This is a genomic window from Occultella aeris (genome assembly GCF_902703175.1).
GTDB lineage: Bacteria > Actinomycetota > Actinomycetes > Actinomycetales > Beutenbergiaceae > Occultella > Occultella aeris.
Map to the genome: position 1 here is coordinate 258,609 of NZ_CACRYJ010000017.1, position 15,289 is coordinate 273,897.

Consider the following 15,289-nt stretch of genomic DNA (forward strand, 5'->3'; position numbering starts at 1 on the left):
CGGGGCGCTGACAAGACCCCGATCGCGGGCACAGCGACCCCCAGGCCTCGGAGCCGAGAGGGCGATGCGCCGGCCCGCAGTCAGCCGCCGAGCGCGAAGGCGACCAGGAACCCGACGGCCGTGGACAGCCCGACCCACCATCCGCCGTCGCGATAGGCCTCCGGCATCAGCGAGTCGGCGAGCACGGCGAGGGTCGCGCCGCCCGCGAACGCCTGGACGACCGAGATGCTGCGGGAGGAGATCACGTCACTGACCGCCCACGCCGCCACGACGACCACGGTCAGCAGGATCGCGGTGCCCGCCCACATCCAGAGCGCGCGCCGTGGCGCGAAGCCGGGCTGCTGGCGCATCGACGCCGCGCCCGCCATCGCCTCGGGCACGTTGCCGACGGCGACCGCCACCAGCAGCACGATCCCACCGGCTCCGGTCAGGCTGACCCCGAGCGCGGTGTTCTCCGGGATGCCGTCGAGGAGCGCTCCGAGCATGAGCGCCGGACCGAGGGCGGCCGGGCCGAGCTTGCGCTCGATCAGCCGGTCCGCGAGCACGTACACGAGCGCGCCACCCAGGAGCGCCGAGCCGGCAATCAGCATTCCCTCGCTGTCGAACGCGGGCTGGAACAGCTCGGTGGTCACCGCCGCGATCATGGTGCCCGCACCGAACGCCATCATCGCCGCGAGGACCTTGGTGGGCAGGTCGTAACGCAACCCGATCACCGCACCGATCAGCATCGGCACAGAGGTGCCCAACCCGTACAGCAGCGCCGTGAGCATGCCCGATGGTAGGACGTCCACCGCCCGTCCGCGCGGTTGAACGCGGGCCGCCACCGGTATGCGGGTCAGGGCAGCGCCGGTACCCGCTCGTCCTCGTCCGGCCGCGCGGCGCTCGCGTCCAGCCGCAGCGCGGCCACGAGTTCGCGGTACAGCTCATCGCTCTCGAGCAGTTCCGCGTGCCGCCCGATCCCCCGCACCCGGCCATGCTCGAGCAGGACGATCTGGTCCGCGTCCACCACGGTCGAGAGCCGGTGCGCGATCGTGATCACGGTTCCGGTCCGGGCCACCTCGCCGATCGCGCCGGCGAGCGCGGCCTCGGTGAGCCCGTCGAGCTGGGCGGTCGCCTCGTCGAGCAGCAGGATCTCCGGCCGTGCGACCAGGGCGCGGGCCACGGCAACCCGCTGCCGCTCTCCGCCGGAGAGGTTCGAGGAGGTGACCTCGGTGTCCAGGCCGTCCGGCATCGCCGCGACGCGCTCGGTCAGCCGCAGGACGTCGACGGCGGCCCGCACCTGCTCATCCGTGGCCTCGGGCGAGGCGTAGGCGATGTTCTCTCGCAGCGTGCCGGGCACGATCGGGGTGTCCTGCTCGACGTAGGCGATCCGGGACCGGATCTCCGCCGTGGTCCACTCCCGGTACGGGCGGCCGTCGAGCTCGATGCCGCCCTGCGTGGGGTGCAGGAACCGGAGCAGGAGCGACATGATCGTGGTCTTCCCGGCCCCCGAAGGTCCCACGATCGCGGTGTGCCCACGGCGCGGCACGTCGAGGCTGACCCCGTCGAGCGCGGCGGCGCTGGCCTCCGGGTACCGGAAGGTGACGTCGCGCAGCCGGAGCACCGGCGCCTCGGCGCCCGGAGCACCCCCGGCCGGGCCGCCGTCCGCACCAGGGTGGCGGGCGCCGTCGTCGTCCACCTCCAGCTCCATCTCCTCGACGTCGCTGATCCGCGCGGCCGCCGCGAGGCCGGACTGGAGAGAGGTCAGCGACATCGTCAGCAGCATCACGGGCCCCATCAGCTGGAAGACGTAGAGCAGGAAGGCGACCAGCGTGGACACGGTGATCGCTCCCGTGGACACGCGCCAGGCGCCCACTCCGAGCAGCATCATCACGGCGAGGTTGACGCCCGCGCCGGTGATGGTCCAGGAGATGTTCTCCAGCTTGACCGCCCGGATGCCGCTGCGCGCCGACGCCTCGGCGTGCCCGCCGATCCGGTCGGTCTCGCGTGACTCGGCCCGGGCGGACTTCACCGTGCGGAGGGCTCGGATGACCCCCTCGAGCCGACCACCCAGCGCACCCACGTGCTCCTGGGCCTCCTGTTGGGCTCTCGACAGCCGGGGCATCAGTGCGACCACCGAGATGCCGACGAGGATCAGCACGGCGACCGTCACGCCGAGCAGCACGGCATCCAGGTAGGCCATCAGCACGATCGCTCCGACCAGGCCGAGGATCCCGTTCACGAAGTTGACGATGCTGGACGTGGTCGCCTCCCGGATCAGGAGGGTGTCCGAGGTGACCCGCGTGACCAGTTCCCCTGGTGGACGTGCCGTGACCTCCGGGACCCGGGCGCGCAGGAGGTGGCTGACCAGGCCGGTGCGGGCGGCGAGGATGATCCGTTCGGCGAGCGTGCCGAGCATGATCCCCTGGATCAGGGCGACGGCCGACCCGGCCACGAGCAGCACGCCGAGGATCGTGATCGGGGTGCGCAGCGAGGCCGACATCTCGAGCCCGTCGAGCACCGCCTTCGTGACCAGTGGGGTGGCGAGCTCGGCCGCCGTGCCGATGGCTCCGAGGACCAGGGCGACGGCGATCACCGCCTTGTGCGGGCGCGCATAGCCCCAGAGGATGCGCACCTTCTCGCGGGTGCTGCGTTCGGATGCCCCTTCCGTTCCCGCAGCTCGAGTCTCGCTCGCGGTGTCCGTCATGTCCGCCCTCCGTCCGCCGCCCCACCCTCGACCGGAAGGGGACAATGTTGGTCCATTGTGCGACACGGATGTCGCATTTGACAACAGAAATGGCGCATGTCTATCGAACGGCCTATCCTCGGCGTCGTGACGGCGGAGCAGTTCGAACGTGGCGCGCGTGCCCGCACCCGCGCTGCGATCCTGGACGCCGCGGCGGCCCTCTGGGCGCGCGACTACTCGGCGTCGTTCGGGGCGATCGCGGAGCGCGCGGACGTCAGCCGGTCGACGCTGCACCGCTACTTCCCGGATCGACAGGCCCTCGTCGACGCACTACTGCTCGATTCGCTGCCCCGCCTGGGGGCGGTGGCGGACAGCGTCACGCCCCACGACAGCCCGATGGACGCCCTCGAGGCGTACCTGCGTGCAGGGATCGAGATCGGCGACCGGGTGATCTTCCTCTACTCCGACCCGGACCGGTTCGACGGGAACCCGAACTGGCCGTCGGACGACTATGACGACGCACTGACCCCACTCCTGGACCAGGCCCGCGCCGCGGGCGCGATCGCCGCCGACATCCCGAACGCGTGGGCCACGAACCTGTTCTACGCGGTCCTCTACACGGCCGCCGAGGTCAGCGCCGGCGACCTCCCCCGGCACGTCGCGGCCGACCTCGCGGTGCGATCGTTCCGGCGCAGCGTGTCCGGTTAAGGATCAGGACCGGCGACCTGCCTGAGGTCACATGGGCGGACCGGGCGAGTCAGACAGGTCGGCGGGCCCTCAGCATGGTCATCGCCACGTCGACCAAGCCAACCGTGTCGAGGCCCGCGACCTCCTCGAGCGGAACCCAGCGGCTCTCATCGGTGCTTCCGTCGACCTCGTGGGCGAGCTCACCGCCGACGATGTGTCCGGAGTAGATGACCCGCAGGCCACGCAATGGCCCGGCGCCGGCCAGGACCCGGTCCGCTGCCGCGATGTAGTGGGTGTCGACCCCGAGCAGCCCGTCCAGTGCGACGTCGTAACCGGTCTCCTCGCGGAACTCCCGGATCGCGGTCTCCTCGGTGGACTCGTAGTCCTCCATGCCGCCACCCGGCAGCGTCCACCCGGTCCGGCCGCCCTCGTTCCAGTGGGCCAGCAGCACCGCCTCGTCCCGGACGGCCACGACGTAGCTCGCAGGTCTCGTATCCATGGGTCGTGACGATACTGCCGGACGTCACTGTCAGTCCCGGATGAGCCGCATCGACACGTACTCGGCGAAGCCCGCCCGCTGCGCACCCCGCACGGTACGCCTGCCGGACTCGGTGAAGCCAAGCTTGGCGTACAGGCCGAGCGCCGCGGCGTTGGTGTCCTTGATGTCGCGCAGCACGAACTCGTCGTAGCCGGGCAGGGCGAGAAGGTGGCGCAGGAGCGCGGTCGCGACCCCGCGGCCCTGGTACCCGGGCGACGTGGTCACGAAGCCGATCTCGGCGAGTCCGAGTCGGGCGCCGTCGTGGCCGCCCAGGAACTGGTTGCGAACGATGAGGTGAGTGATCGTTCCGTGCACGAGCCCGAGGTGCCGGCGGAACTCGGCGGCCCGCGGCTGGAGCACCTCCTCGTCACCCTCGGCGAGGCAGGCGACGGCGGCCGGTTCGCCGTCGACCAGCGCGACGTACCAGCGCTCCAGCAGGAGCAGGTGCGCGAACGCGTCCCCGAGCACGATCGGATCGGAGGAGAAGTAGGCGAAGTCCTCGGCGAACCCGCGGACCCACACGTCGGCGATCCGCCTCCGGTGGGCCTCATCCAGCACGTCGGCCCGCACGACGTCGATCATCGGTCTCCTCCGGTCAGGTGCCGCAGCACGAGGTCGAGCTCCGGCAGCGGCAGGTCGCCGCCGAGCGCGAGGCGCAGCGTGGTGAGCCCGCTGAGCATCGCGAAGAAGGCCACCGTCAACCGTTCGGCGTCGCCGCCGGCGAACTGCCCCTCCTCCTGGCCACGCCGGACGAGGTCGGCGAACGCGCGCCAGAGCGAGGTGTGCGCCGCGGCGAGGCGCGCCGTCGTCCCCGGTGGCGTGTCGCTGGTGAAGCCCTGGTTGATGACCATGAAGAACTCGGCCTCGCCCCGATCGCCCTGCAGGTCCACCAGGTACGTGGCCGCGAACGCGCGGACCAGGTCCAGCGGCCGGCCCGGGCCGGCGAGCCGCTCCGCGGCGGCGCCGAGTCCGGCGGCGGCCTGGGTGAGCAGCTCGTCGAAGAGGTCCTCCTTCGTGGCGTAGTGGCGGTAGATCGACCCAGTGCTCAGGCCCGCCTCGGCCGCGATGCCGCGGATGTTCGCGGCCGAGAAACCGCGTGCGGCGAACTCGCGGACGGCGGCGGTCCGGATCATGTCCCGGGTGGCCGCCCGGATGGCCACGTTCTGTTCGTCTGTGCGGGGCATGCAGGCGCTCCAGGTTTAGAGTGAACTTTGGTTCACTGTACCTCAGGCCGGCTGGCGTCGGGCCGTACGGTTGGACGATGACCACAGTGCCCACAGCGCCGACCGCACCCCTTCGGATGCTCGACGTGCTCGCCGACGGCATCGCCGCCACGCTCGGCGAGAACCTCCTCGCCCTGTACGTGCACGGCTCCTACGTCGCCGGCGACTTCGAGCCGGCCCGCAGCGACCTGGACCTGCTCGCCGTGCTGCGCGAGGTGCCCACGCCGGCCACGCTGGAACTGCTGCGACCGCGGCACGCACGCTTCGCCGTCGACCATCCCGCCTGGGCGGACCGCATCGAGGTCGACTACTTCCCGGCCGCGACCCTGGCCGCACTCGCCGACCGCCCGGGCCCGATGATCCGGATCAGCCCGGGCGAGCCGCTGCACCTGTTCGAGGCGAGCCGGCACTACCTGCTGAATGTTGCGTCGGCGCGCGCGGACGGACGAGCGCTGCGCGGCCAGAGCCCGACGGCGGTGCTGCCGCCGGTCGACCGCGCGGCGGTGCGCGCGGTCGTGCGTGAGCATGCGGCGAGCTGGCCGGAGTGGGTCAAGGACTCGCGCGGCCGCACCGGCGCTCAGGCCTATGCCGTGCTCACCCTGTGCCGGGCACTACACCTGGTGGTCGAGGGCACCCAGGTCTCGAAGCGCCGGGCCGGGGTCTGGGCGGCGGCCCGGCGCCCGGAGTCCGCCGAGCTGATCGAGTGGGCGTCGGCCTGGTGGTACGACGCCGGCCCGGACGACGCACCGGGCCGCTACGAGGACGTCGCGGCGTTCGTGACGTCGCTCGCCGCGGAGGTCACCCAGCTGCCCTGACTACCTCCCTCATCCCGGTCGCCGAGCGCGCGGGAGCCCTCGGTCGACTCACGAGAGACCGAGGGTATCCGCGCACTCGACCCCAGTGAGGTGGGTTAGACGAAGGAGACGGTCCGGGCGAGGTCGGTGACGAGGTCCGGTCCGGTGGTCTCGGCAAGCCAGGCGGCGAGTTCCCGGATCCGGCCGACCGTGAGCGAGGGGTCGGCGAAGATCCAGTCCGACTCCGGCTGCGTGACGCCCACGAGCTGGAGGAAGTCGAGCCTGCCGTGCACGGTGTCCACGCCCGCGACCTCCGTGTCCGGCACCACCAGGAGCGACGTGAGCGCACTGCCGGAACCGATACTGATCGGCGTGCCGTTGCCGGCGACCGCCTGGTACGGCTCGAACCACCGGCCGGAGGTGTAGGTGTAGCGAGCCAGGTTGCTCATCACGGAGACCGCCCATCCAGCCTCCGGCTTGCCCGGCGCGACGACCTTCATCGTCATCTCGTATCCCCAACCACTGCGTTCGCCGCCGTAGTCCTCTGCGTCGGCGTACAGCGAGCTCATGCCGTAGGTGACGACGTGCTGGTAGCCATTCGGCGAGGGGAACAGGCTGGCGCCGTCGAGATACTCGTTACCGCCGAACATCGCCCGGGCGGGCATCGACGTGGCCAGGTGCGGTGGTTCGACACCCGGATAGACCGCGCCGAACGCCGCGTCGATCGCCTCCCAGCCGGGAGCCCAGTCGTCCTGCGCCTGCGCGCGCTGCTCATATTCGTCTCTGGTCATCACGGCTCCGAGACTAGATCGGGCGCGTCGGACGTGGAACGGGCAGCGCTGCCCGGGAGCCGAGACCTATCGCGCAGCTCCCAACCCGACCAACCGCACCGGCCTCACCTGGTCCGGGCCAGACGGCCCCGCGTGGGTCTGCAGGCCCGCGGGATGCGACCGGGACGGACCTCGACGTACGGCGCCGGCCCGGCGCTCGCGGTGCCGACCGCACCGCACAACCGGTGGCACCGCACCATCACGGGGCCGTTGGCGCAGGGCCACCGAGCCTGAGCTCCTCGTCGAGCCCCGCATCGTCCTTCGCGGACTCCACCGGGAGTAACGCGGCGCCCACGAGGAAGCAGATCGCCCCGACGAACGTTCCGAGGTTCACCAGGGTGATGTTCGCCGGCTCATCGGTGGTTCGCAGATAGCGGGCCGCGATGGCGGCCGCTCCGAAGGCAACCGATCCGACCAGGTTGAGCGCGGCGATTCGCCAGCCGACGGACCGGTCCGGACGAGGCACGATCCCCCGGTTCACCTCCGAGTAGGCCAACCAGCTGGCGATCAGGAAGCACACCGAACCGGCCAGGTCAGGACCCCAGATCAGACGCCGTTCCTGGACCTCGCCCAGATCGACCTGCGTCGCAGCGAACGTACTGACGTTGAACAGCACGGTGCCCACGAGTTGGACGGCCGTCGCCCACCAGTCGATGCGCCCGGGGGCCCCTCGGAGCGGTCGCCGTCGCCGTGGACGGGACTCGGGCAGGACCCCTGCCGGGGCGGTCAGCGTCTCGTGGAACTGCAGGTACGCCGCGGTCGTGAAGAAGATCGAACCGACGAAGAACATCGTGGCGACGGTCCCCGGGGCGACATGATCGAAGAAGAGGGGAAGCGAGCCGATCGCGAAGCAGAGGGCGCCGAACCCGAACAGGGCTGCCAGCCACCAGCTCATCCGGCTGGGTCGCCCGCGGTCCGTCCTGCCGATCCGGCCGGAGGGCGGCCGCTCGAGCGCGGGTCCGAGTCCGAGTCGCTTGCGGTGCCGTCGCGACGTCCATTCGACCTGGCTCCCGTCAGGTCGTTCCAGCCGAGCATGCGTGACGAATCCGAGCGGCCCCGTCGTTCGGATCACGCGCCATCCGGCCGGGAGCTCGGGCAGCGCCCGCGCCGAGCGTGACGAGGCTGCGCCGCGCGTCACGGGGGCTCACCGGACGAAACCGGTGCGTGCCTTGCTGTGCGCCGCCGCTCGAGCGGGCGCCGTCCACAGGTCCGGCTTGGCGGCAGCGCGATGACTCGGTTGTTCGGAGGCCAGGTCGTCGCAGGCCTTCAGCAGGTCGCGGAGCAGCAGGTCGATCATCTGACGGCTCAGGTCCAGCCTGACCACGACGCGCATCAGATGAACCTGCTCGGCGTCGGGCGGGAGGCTGTAGGCAGGAACGATCCAGCCGTCCTGACGCAGCCGCGCGGACAGGTGGTAGACGTCGAAGCCGGGATCGCCCTTGAGCCTGAAGGTGACGACGGGTTCGCTGAGACCCGGATTGAGGATCTCGAACCTGCCGCTGGCGACGAGGGCGTCGTTGAGATGGCGGGCGTTCGCCATCATGTTGCCGACGATCGAGGTGTACCCGGTCCGGCCAAGTCGCAGGAAGTTGTACATCTGCGCCTGGATCATCGCCGAACCCCGCGAGAAGTTGAACGTGTAGGTGGGCTGCGCTCCGCCCAGATAGTTCACGCTGAACACGAGGTCCTCAGGCAGCTTCGACGCGTCCCGGAAGATCAGCCAGCCGACACCGGGGTAGACGAGTCCGTACTTGTGCCCGGACGCGTTGATCGACGCCACCTGCGGGAGGCGGAAGTCCCATGCGAGTTCCGGTTCGGCGAACGGCGCGATGAACGCCCCGCTGGCGCCGTCCACGTGCAGCGGGATGTCCCACCCTCGCTCGTGCTTGACCCGGACGAGCAGATCGTTGATCGCCTCGATCGGATCCGCCTCGCCGATATGGGTCGTGCCGAGCACGGCGCCCACCGCGATCGTGTTCTCGTCCACGCGGCTCTCGACGTCCTCCGCGCTGACCACGTATCGATCCGCGGTCATGGGGATCTTGCGCATCTCGACGTCGAAGTAGTTGGCGAACTTGTCCCAGACCACATGGGTCTCCGCGCCATAGACCACGTTCGGGTGGTCGGTGCTGAGTCCCGCCGCTTCACGTCGGTTGCGCCAGGTGCGCTTGTGCGCCAGGAGCCCCAGCATGATCGCCTCGGACGATCCGATCGTCCCCACGCCGACGACCTTGGCCGGGTCCGGGGCGTTGAACAGCGCCCCCAACATGTGTACGCAGCCCTCCTCCACGAGCGAGGCAGCCGGGTACTCCTCGTGATCGATGTGATTCTTGCGGAGCGTGTCGTGGATGAGCGCCTCGGCCTCGGGCTCCATCCAGGTCGTCACGAACGACGCGAGATTCAGCGTCTCGCGCCCGTCGAGCATCAGGCCGGTGTGTAGCAGTTCGTACGCCTCGGCGGGCGGCATGCCGTCGGCGGGGAACTGCATCGGGTCGATGTGTTCCCGGAACTGGCGCCGCCCATGGATAGGTCCGAACCAGGCACCCTCGGTCGGATCGCTCATCATGTTCTCCCTCTCTGCACGAGTACGGATCAAAGTAGCCGTCGCGCCGAGTCGCCACATCGCGTGATCCGAGTGAACCGGCCGCGGCCTGTCGGACGTTCCGGACTGCCGTCCACTCAACCTATAAGTGCTGTTATATTAGCGCTGTGACATCAGCGGATCCCACCCACCACAGCCATTGGCACGCCCTGACGAGGATGCTCGCCGAGATGGATGCCGACATCGAGCGCCTCTACCGCGAGCGCGGCATCGAGGGCGTCCGGCCACGGTTCGCCATGCCACTGATCCGCCTCGCGCACGTCGGCCCGCTGACCATCAAGGAGTTGGCCGCCGCCCTGGGCAAGACGCACTCGGCGATGAGTCAGACGATCAGCCTGATGCGACGCGAGAATCTGGTCACCACCACGCCGGGAGCCGATGCTCGCACCCGCCCGATCACGCTCACCGAGCGCGGACGTTCCCTGGTGCCGTTCCTGGAGGCGGAGTGGCGCGCGACGGAACAGGCCGTTGCCGAACTCGACGCCGAGGTGCCGTACCCGCTGACCCGGGTGGTTGCCGAGCTCGAACGGGCGCTCGTCGCGCGGCCGTTCCTGGACCGGCTCCGCGCCCTGCTCGAGGCCACTCCGTCCCCTGGATCGACCTGGTCCGCCACGGCCGACACCACCGGGCCGAACCCCACGCGCCACCCCGGCACGACCAGCAAGCCCGCCAAGTGAGCCTCACCGACCGTCTCCTCGACATCCGCCCGCTGCGGTCCAGTCGCGCGTTCCGGGACCTGTGGATCGGGTCCTCGGTCGGCACGTTCGGCTACCAGTTCGGAGTAGTTGCCGTGCTCCTGCAGGTCTGGCAGATGACCCACAGCCCGGTCTGGACCGGCGCGATCGGGTTGGTGAACGCGATCCCGCAACTCGTGTTCGGGATGGTCGGCGGGTCCCTGGCCGACGCGATGGACCGGCGCACCCTGGTGCGGCTGACGACCCTCGGCCAGGTGCTCGTGGCGACCGGGCTGACCGTCCAGGCCCTGCTCCGGCTCGACTCGCTCGCGGTGCTGTTCCTCCTCATCTGCCTCGCGTCGGCGTTCAACGCGCTCGGCTCCCCCGCCCGGCGGACGTTCCCGGTCCGGCTCCTGCCCGCCGACCAGGTCGGCGCGGGCCTGGCGCTGCAGAACCTCGCGTTCCAGGCGTCGATGCTGGTCGGTCCGGCACTGGCCGGCCTGGTCCTGGCGCAGTGGGGCCTGGCGCCCACCTACCTGGTGCAAGCCGTCGCCGGCTGCGCCTCCCTGGTCGCCGTGATCCGGCTCCCGGCGATGCCGCCGCTGGGGACCGTCGCGCGGGCAGGTCTGCGGCAGAGCATCGACGGCCTGCGGTTCATCCGGACCAAGCCCGCCCTGTGGGGCTCGTTCGCCACCGATCTCGCGGCCACGCTGCTGGCGATGCCGATCGCGCTCTTCCCGCTCATCAACGAGTTGCGCTTCGGCGGGAACCCGCAGACGCTCGGGCTGTTCCTGTCCGCGATCGCGGTCGGCGGCATCGGTGCCGGTCTGCTCTCCGGCACGGTCACCCGCGCCCGGCGCGCCGGCCTGATCCAGCTCACTGCCGCCGGGACCTGGGGCATCGCCCTCGCCGTGGTCGGCTTCGCCCAGCCGCTGTGGCTGGTGTTCGCGGCGCTCGCCGTCGCCGGCGCGGCGGACACGGTCTCGGTGGTGACCCGCGGCGCGATGGTCCAGCTCGCCACGCCCGACTCACACCGGGGCCGGGTCTCCGCCGTGGACCACATCGTCGGCGTGGGCGGTCCCGAGGTCGGCAACTTCCGCGCCGGACTGGTGGCCGGCCTGACCTCCGCCCCGGTCGCACTCATCTCCGGCGGCCTGGCCTGCGCCGCGATCGTCGGCATGCTCGCCATCACGAACCGGCCGCTGCGCACCTTCACGATCGAGCCCGCCACACTGCCCGAGGAGGCCGCGGATGGCCCCGGGGCACCCGACGCGGCCGGGTCACCCGCGGAGGTCGAGGCACGATGAGGGACCCGGACCTGATCCCGCCCGGACTGCGCGACACCGTCATCCGGCACGTCGCCGACCCCGGCCTGCCCGACGGCGCCGCCTGGCTCGCGACGCTGCCCCGGCTCGTCGCTGAGGTGCTCGGGCACTGGCGGCTGCGCCGCGACGGGCCGGCGCGGCACGGGTACTCCGCGCTCGTACTGCCCGTCCGTCGCACGGACGGCACGCCCGCGATCGTGAAGCTGGTCTGGCCACACGCGGAGGGCCGAACCGAACGGCTCGCACTGCGCACCTGGGACGGCGACGGTGCGGTCCGCCTGCTCGCCGCAGAACCCGGCCGCTGGGCCCTGCTCCTGGAGCGCCTCGACGAGCGGGACCTGAACTCCGAGAGCATCCTCGACGGCGCCGAGGAACTCGGCCGGCTCGCCGCCCGGCTGGACCGCCCGGCGCCGGCTTGGGCGCCGCGGCTGTCCGAGCACTTGGCCACCCTCGTCGTGGACATCGACGCCCTGCGCACCCGGGACGCCCGAGGTACCGCCTTCCCGAGGCGACTGCTCGAGGCCGGCCGAGCCCTCGCCGTCGACCTGGGCTCGGAAGCCGACATCGACGCCCGGCTCGTGCACGCGGACCTGCACCCGGGCAACGTCCTGTGGAGACCCGACCCGGGCGAGTGGGTCGCCATCGATGCCGAGACGATGGCCGCGGACCCTGCGTTCGCGCTCTCGCCGCTGCTGTGGAACCGGTGGGAGCAGGCGCAGGACGCCCATGACCTGCGCGGACATCTGCAACTGCGGCTGGACGTGGCCTGCGCCGGTGCCGGGCTCGACTACGACCGGGCTCGCGCGTTCGCCCTGGTCCGGTGCGTGCGGAACGCCATCTGGGAGCTGGATGCGACGGAGCACCCCGGCACCGCGGCGGAGATCACCCGGAGCATCACGATCATCAAGGCGCTGCAGTCGCCCTGACGCCGCACTGGTCCCGGTCGCAGTTTCACAACAGGTGTCGAATACCGGCGGGCTCGACCGTCATGCTGGTGAGGTCGCAGCCGCGGCCCGACCGGCCCGGTCGGCGAACGACGTCGGCCGACAGCAGAGAGGATCGGCACATGCGCGAACACCTGATGGTGATCGTGAGGGACATGAGCAGGCGGGCGGTTCCGCCGAGGCGAGCAGCACTGATCGAGGAGGCATCATGAAGTACGTGGTCCTGCTGATGGCAGACGGTGAGGAGAAGCCCTGGGGCGAGCAGACGCCCGAGGAGCAGGCTCGACAGATGGAGCGGTTCGGGGCGTTCGACGAGGCCTGCGCTGCCCGTGAGGGCGTGCGCATCCTGGCCGGCGAGGCCCTCCAGGACGGCGATGCCGCTGCCACGGTTCGCACCCGGGGCGGGCGGCTCACCCTCACCGACGGACCCTTCGCGGAGGCCGTGGAGGGGCTCGGTGGGTTCTACCTCATCGAAGTGCCCGATCGCGACGTGCTCGTTGAACTGCTTGCCGAACTCCCGGCCTACGACATGCAGATCAGCCCGGTCGTCGAAGGCATGTGAGATGAGGCGCTACCTGATCCTGATCGCCTACGAGCCATGGAACTGGAACACGGCGACCGAGGAGACCCGGGCGGCGTTCTTCGCCCAGCACGGCGCCTTCTCGGCGTTCGTCGCCGAGCATGGGCGGGAGGTCGCCAGCGCCGCCCTCGACGACGCGGACACGGCCACGACCGTCCGGCACGTCGACGGCAAGGTCGTGGTCACGGACGGGCCGTTCGCCGAGACGGCTGAGATGATCGGTGGCTACTACGAGGTCGAGCTGCCCGACCTGGACACCGCCATCGCGGCCGTCACGCTGCTGCCACCGTCCTACTCCCTCGAGATCCGCCCGGTCATCGACATCACGTGAGCGACGCCGAACTCGCACGGGTCGTGCGCGAGGAGTGGGGTCGTCTGATCGCCCTGCTCCTCGCGCGCTTCCGACGGCTGGACCTGGTCGAGGATGCCCTCGCCGATGCCGTCGAGGTCGCCGCGCACAGGTGGCGTGCCGACGGCGTGCCGGACAACCCGGCCGCCTGGCTCAACACGGCCGCGAGCCGCCGCGTCTTGGACCGGCTGCGGGCCGAGGCGATGCAGCAACGGCGCGCACCGTTGCTGGTGACCGACTCCGAACACCGACAAAGCAGGGCTGGTGCGATGGCCGACACCGGCGACCTGGTGGAGGACGACGTGCTGCGCCTGGTGCTCATGTGCACCCACCCGGCGCTGGCCCCCGAGGCAGCGAGCGCTCTCGCGCTGCGGCTGGTCCTGGGCGTGAGCACCCCCGACGTCGCGCGCCTGTTCCTGGTCCCCGAGTCCACCATGGCCGCCCGCATCACTCGCGCGAAGAAGAAGATCGTGGCGGCGGGCATCCCGTTCGCGGTGCCGGGCGCCGGCCTGCTGCCGGAGCGCGTGGACACCGTCGCACAGACCGCCTATCTCGCGTTCACCGCCGGCTATGCCCCCGGCAGCGGTCCCGACCTGCTCCGGGCCGGCCTAGCCGGAGAGGCGCTCCGGCTCGTTCGCGTCGTCCTCGCGCAGCGACCGCGGGAGTCGGTGCTCATCGCCCTCCTGGCCCTCATGCTGCTCCAGCACTCGCGGCGCGATGCGCGGGTCGGCGCCGAGGGTGCCCTCGTCCAGCTGGCCGACCAGAATCGAGCGATGTGGCACGCACCGGAGATCGCCGAGGCGCTCGGACTGCTGCGCTCCTTCGGTCCCACACCGGCGCTGACGCTGCAGGGTGCGGCCTATCTCATCCAGGCCCAGATCGCGGCCGAACACGCCACCGCCGATACCGCCGCGGTCACCCGGTGGGACCGGATCGTCCGACGCTATGACGCGCTCCTGCAGCTCACGCCGTCGCCGGCGGCGCAGCTGGCCCGGGCGGTAGCCGTGGCCGAGTCCGAGGGGCCGGCGGCCGGCCTGGATGCTCTCGACGACGTCCACATGCCGGCCAGCCACCGACCTGCGGCGGTCCGAGGGGAGCTGTTGGCCAGGTTGGGCCGCACGGATGCCGCCCGAGCCGCTCTCGAGGAGGCGGTCGGCCAGTGCCGCAACGAGTCCGAGGCGACCCACCTGCGCAAGAGGTTGACCGAGTTGGGTTAGCCAGTCGGGCCGTCGGCGCACGAGAGTCGTCGTGACGGGGCTCAGACCTTCGCGTACCGGGCCCGCCCGAAGGAGTACACCCCGTAGAACGCGATCCCGAACGCGACGACACTGAGCAACACCGATCCGAGCGGCAGTTCGAGCAGCGCCTTGAGTGCGCCGTCGAGCCCCTGCGCCTCCTCGGGATCCGACTGCACGGCGGCCAGCACGAACAGCCCTCCGACGAGGACCAGCGCGATCCCCTTGGCGATGTACCCGAGCCGCCCGGCTCCGGTGATCCACCGCCCCGGGTTCTCGCGCAGGTCCCTCAGGAACGTCGCCCGGGCGCCCTTGACGACGTGGTAGACGCCGACGCCGATGACCACGGTACCGACCACAGCGACCAGGATCCGGCCGAACGGCTGGGCCATCAGGGTGCCGGTCATGCTCGAGGTCTGCTCGCCGCCGCCGGAGGACGACCCGCCGGCCGCGATCCGCAGGGCCGTGCCGGCCAGCACCAGGTACAGGACCCCCTTGCCGAGGCTCTTGATCTTGTCCTTCGCCTCACCGGGCCCGATCAGTTCGGTGAGCTGCCAGAGCCCCAGCAGTGCGAACCCGGCCGTGACCACCCAGAGCAGCACAGCTCCGACGGGCGTGGCCGAGAGCTGCGCGAAGGCGCCGGACTGGTCCGCCGAGCCGGACCCGCCGGCCCACGCCAGTTGCAGGGCGAGCCACCCGATCAGCAGGTGCAGAACCCCACTGGCGGCGTAACCCACGCGAGCGCCGGCACGCACGACCGGGTGGTCACCGGCGTCGGAGGCGGCATTGCGGACTGTCTCAGACATGCCCCAAGCCTCGCATCGGTGCTCGCTCCCCGCGAGC

Annotated in this window: 17 protein-coding genes; 8 read left to right on the plus strand and 9 right to left on the minus strand. The window is 71.1% G+C overall.

Translation table 11 applies throughout. The features are described from left to right. Positions 1 to 80 precede the first annotated feature (80 nt). Together HALOF300_RS06895 and HALOF300_RS06900 are read right to left on the minus strand one after the other, a co-directional pair. Positions 81 to 770, minus strand: a complete 690-nt coding sequence (locus HALOF300_RS06895; protein ID WP_156740201.1) for a ZIP family metal transporter — start codon at positions 768 to 770, stop codon at positions 81 to 83. Between the two features lie 65 nt (positions 771 to 835). Further along, complete coding sequence (locus tag HALOF300_RS06900; protein ID WP_156740202.1) at positions 836 to 2,686, minus strand: ABC transporter ATP-binding protein; 1,851 nt, start codon at positions 2,684 to 2,686, stop codon at positions 836 to 838. A 126-nt stretch (positions 2,687 to 2,812) separates the two neighbouring features. Here HALOF300_RS06900 and HALOF300_RS06905 point away from each other — a divergent pair, with 126 nt between their 5' ends. Continuing rightward, entirely contained in the window at positions 2,813 to 3,373 is a 561-nt protein-coding gene (locus HALOF300_RS06905) for a TetR/AcrR family transcriptional regulator (protein ID WP_231955110.1), read from the plus strand. A 49-nt stretch (positions 3,374 to 3,422) separates the two neighbouring features. Here the strand turns inward: HALOF300_RS06905 and HALOF300_RS06910 are convergent, their stop codons facing one another. The 3 genes from HALOF300_RS06910 to HALOF300_RS06920 are packed head-to-tail and all read right to left on the minus strand — an operon-like array spanning position 3,423 to position 5,074. Then, positions 3,423 to 3,851 carry an NUDIX hydrolase gene (locus tag HALOF300_RS06910; protein ID WP_156740203.1) on the minus strand — a complete coding sequence of 143 codons (429 nt, stop codon included), beginning with the start codon at positions 3,849 to 3,851 and terminating at the stop codon, positions 3,423 to 3,425. Between the two features lie 30 nt (positions 3,852 to 3,881). Further along, positions 3,882 to 4,472 carry a GNAT family N-acetyltransferase gene (locus tag HALOF300_RS06915; RefSeq protein WP_156740204.1) on the minus strand — a complete coding sequence of 197 codons (591 nt, stop codon included), beginning with the start codon at positions 4,470 to 4,472 and terminating at the stop codon, positions 3,882 to 3,884. Then, positions 4,469 to 5,074, minus strand: a complete 606-nt coding sequence (locus HALOF300_RS06920) for a TetR/AcrR family transcriptional regulator (RefSeq protein WP_156740205.1) — start codon at positions 5,072 to 5,074, stop codon at positions 4,469 to 4,471. Before HALOF300_RS06920 ends, HALOF300_RS06915 begins: the two co-directional genes overlap by 4 nt. A gap of 77 nt (positions 5,075 to 5,151) precedes the next feature. Between HALOF300_RS06920 and HALOF300_RS06925 the strand changes: the two genes are divergently transcribed. After that, a complete protein-coding gene (locus HALOF300_RS06925) occupies positions 5,152 to 5,928 on the plus strand; it encodes an aminoglycoside adenylyltransferase domain-containing protein (RefSeq protein WP_156740206.1) in 777 nt (258 codons plus the stop codon). 95 nt (positions 5,929 to 6,023) lie between these two features. Here the strand turns inward: HALOF300_RS06925 and HALOF300_RS06930 are convergent, their stop codons facing one another. The 3 genes from HALOF300_RS06930 to HALOF300_RS06940 all read right to left on the minus strand — a co-directional run bounded on the left by HALOF300_RS06930 (position 6,024) and on the right by HALOF300_RS06940 (position 9,300). After that, positions 6,024 to 6,698 carry a suppressor of fused domain protein gene (locus HALOF300_RS06930; RefSeq protein ID WP_156740207.1) on the minus strand — a complete coding sequence of 225 codons (675 nt, stop codon included), beginning with the start codon at positions 6,696 to 6,698 and terminating at the stop codon, positions 6,024 to 6,026. A gap of 238 nt (positions 6,699 to 6,936) precedes the next feature. Further along, positions 6,937 to 7,632, minus strand: a complete 696-nt coding sequence (locus tag HALOF300_RS06935; RefSeq protein WP_156740208.1) for a YrhK family protein — start codon at positions 7,630 to 7,632, stop codon at positions 6,937 to 6,939. A 249-nt stretch (positions 7,633 to 7,881) separates the two neighbouring features. Beyond that, positions 7,882 to 9,300: a glutamate decarboxylase gene (locus HALOF300_RS06940; protein ID WP_197522361.1), complete on the minus strand. Its 1,419-nt coding sequence runs from the start codon at positions 9,298 to 9,300 to the stop codon at positions 7,882 to 7,884. A gap of 146 nt (positions 9,301 to 9,446) precedes the next feature. Between HALOF300_RS06940 and HALOF300_RS06945 the strand changes: the two genes are divergently transcribed. The 6 genes from HALOF300_RS06945 (at position 9,447) to HALOF300_RS06970 (ending at position 14,428) form a co-directional block, all read left to right on the plus strand. Further along, entirely contained in the window at positions 9,447 to 10,016 is a 570-nt protein-coding gene (locus HALOF300_RS06945; protein WP_197522362.1) for a MarR family winged helix-turn-helix transcriptional regulator, read from the plus strand. Continuing rightward, positions 10,013 to 11,320, plus strand: a complete 1,308-nt coding sequence (locus tag HALOF300_RS06950; protein WP_156740210.1) for an MFS transporter — start codon at positions 10,013 to 10,015, stop codon at positions 11,318 to 11,320. The genes HALOF300_RS06945 and HALOF300_RS06950 overlap by 4 nt, the downstream gene beginning before the upstream one ends. Then, complete coding sequence (locus tag HALOF300_RS06955; RefSeq protein WP_156740211.1) at positions 11,317 to 12,264, plus strand: aminoglycoside phosphotransferase family protein; 948 nt, start codon at positions 11,317 to 11,319, stop codon at positions 12,262 to 12,264. Before HALOF300_RS06950 ends, HALOF300_RS06955 begins: the two co-directional genes overlap by 4 nt. A 226-nt stretch (positions 12,265 to 12,490) precedes the next feature. Continuing rightward, positions 12,491 to 12,844: a YciI family protein gene (locus HALOF300_RS26935; RefSeq protein WP_197522363.1), complete on the plus strand. Its 354-nt coding sequence runs from the start codon at positions 12,491 to 12,493 to the stop codon at positions 12,842 to 12,844. 1 nt (position 12,845) lies between these two features. Continuing rightward, the gene (locus HALOF300_RS06965) at positions 12,846 to 13,193 is read left to right on the plus strand and encodes a YciI family protein (RefSeq protein ID WP_156740213.1); all 348 of its coding nucleotides are present in this window, start codon (positions 12,846 to 12,848) and stop codon (positions 13,191 to 13,193) included. Then, on the plus strand, positions 13,190 to 14,428 hold the full coding sequence (locus tag HALOF300_RS06970; RefSeq protein ID WP_156740214.1) for an RNA polymerase sigma factor: 1,239 nt from the start codon (positions 13,190 to 13,192) through the stop codon (positions 14,426 to 14,428). The genes HALOF300_RS06965 and HALOF300_RS06970 overlap by 4 nt, the downstream gene beginning before the upstream one ends. 41 nt (positions 14,429 to 14,469) lie before the next feature. On the opposite strand, the gene HALOF300_RS06975 is transcribed toward HALOF300_RS06970, so the two are convergent. Next, complete coding sequence (locus HALOF300_RS06975; protein WP_156740215.1) at positions 14,470 to 15,252, minus strand: DUF1206 domain-containing protein; 783 nt, start codon at positions 15,250 to 15,252, stop codon at positions 14,470 to 14,472. Between the last annotated feature and the right edge of the window lie 37 nt (positions 15,253 to 15,289).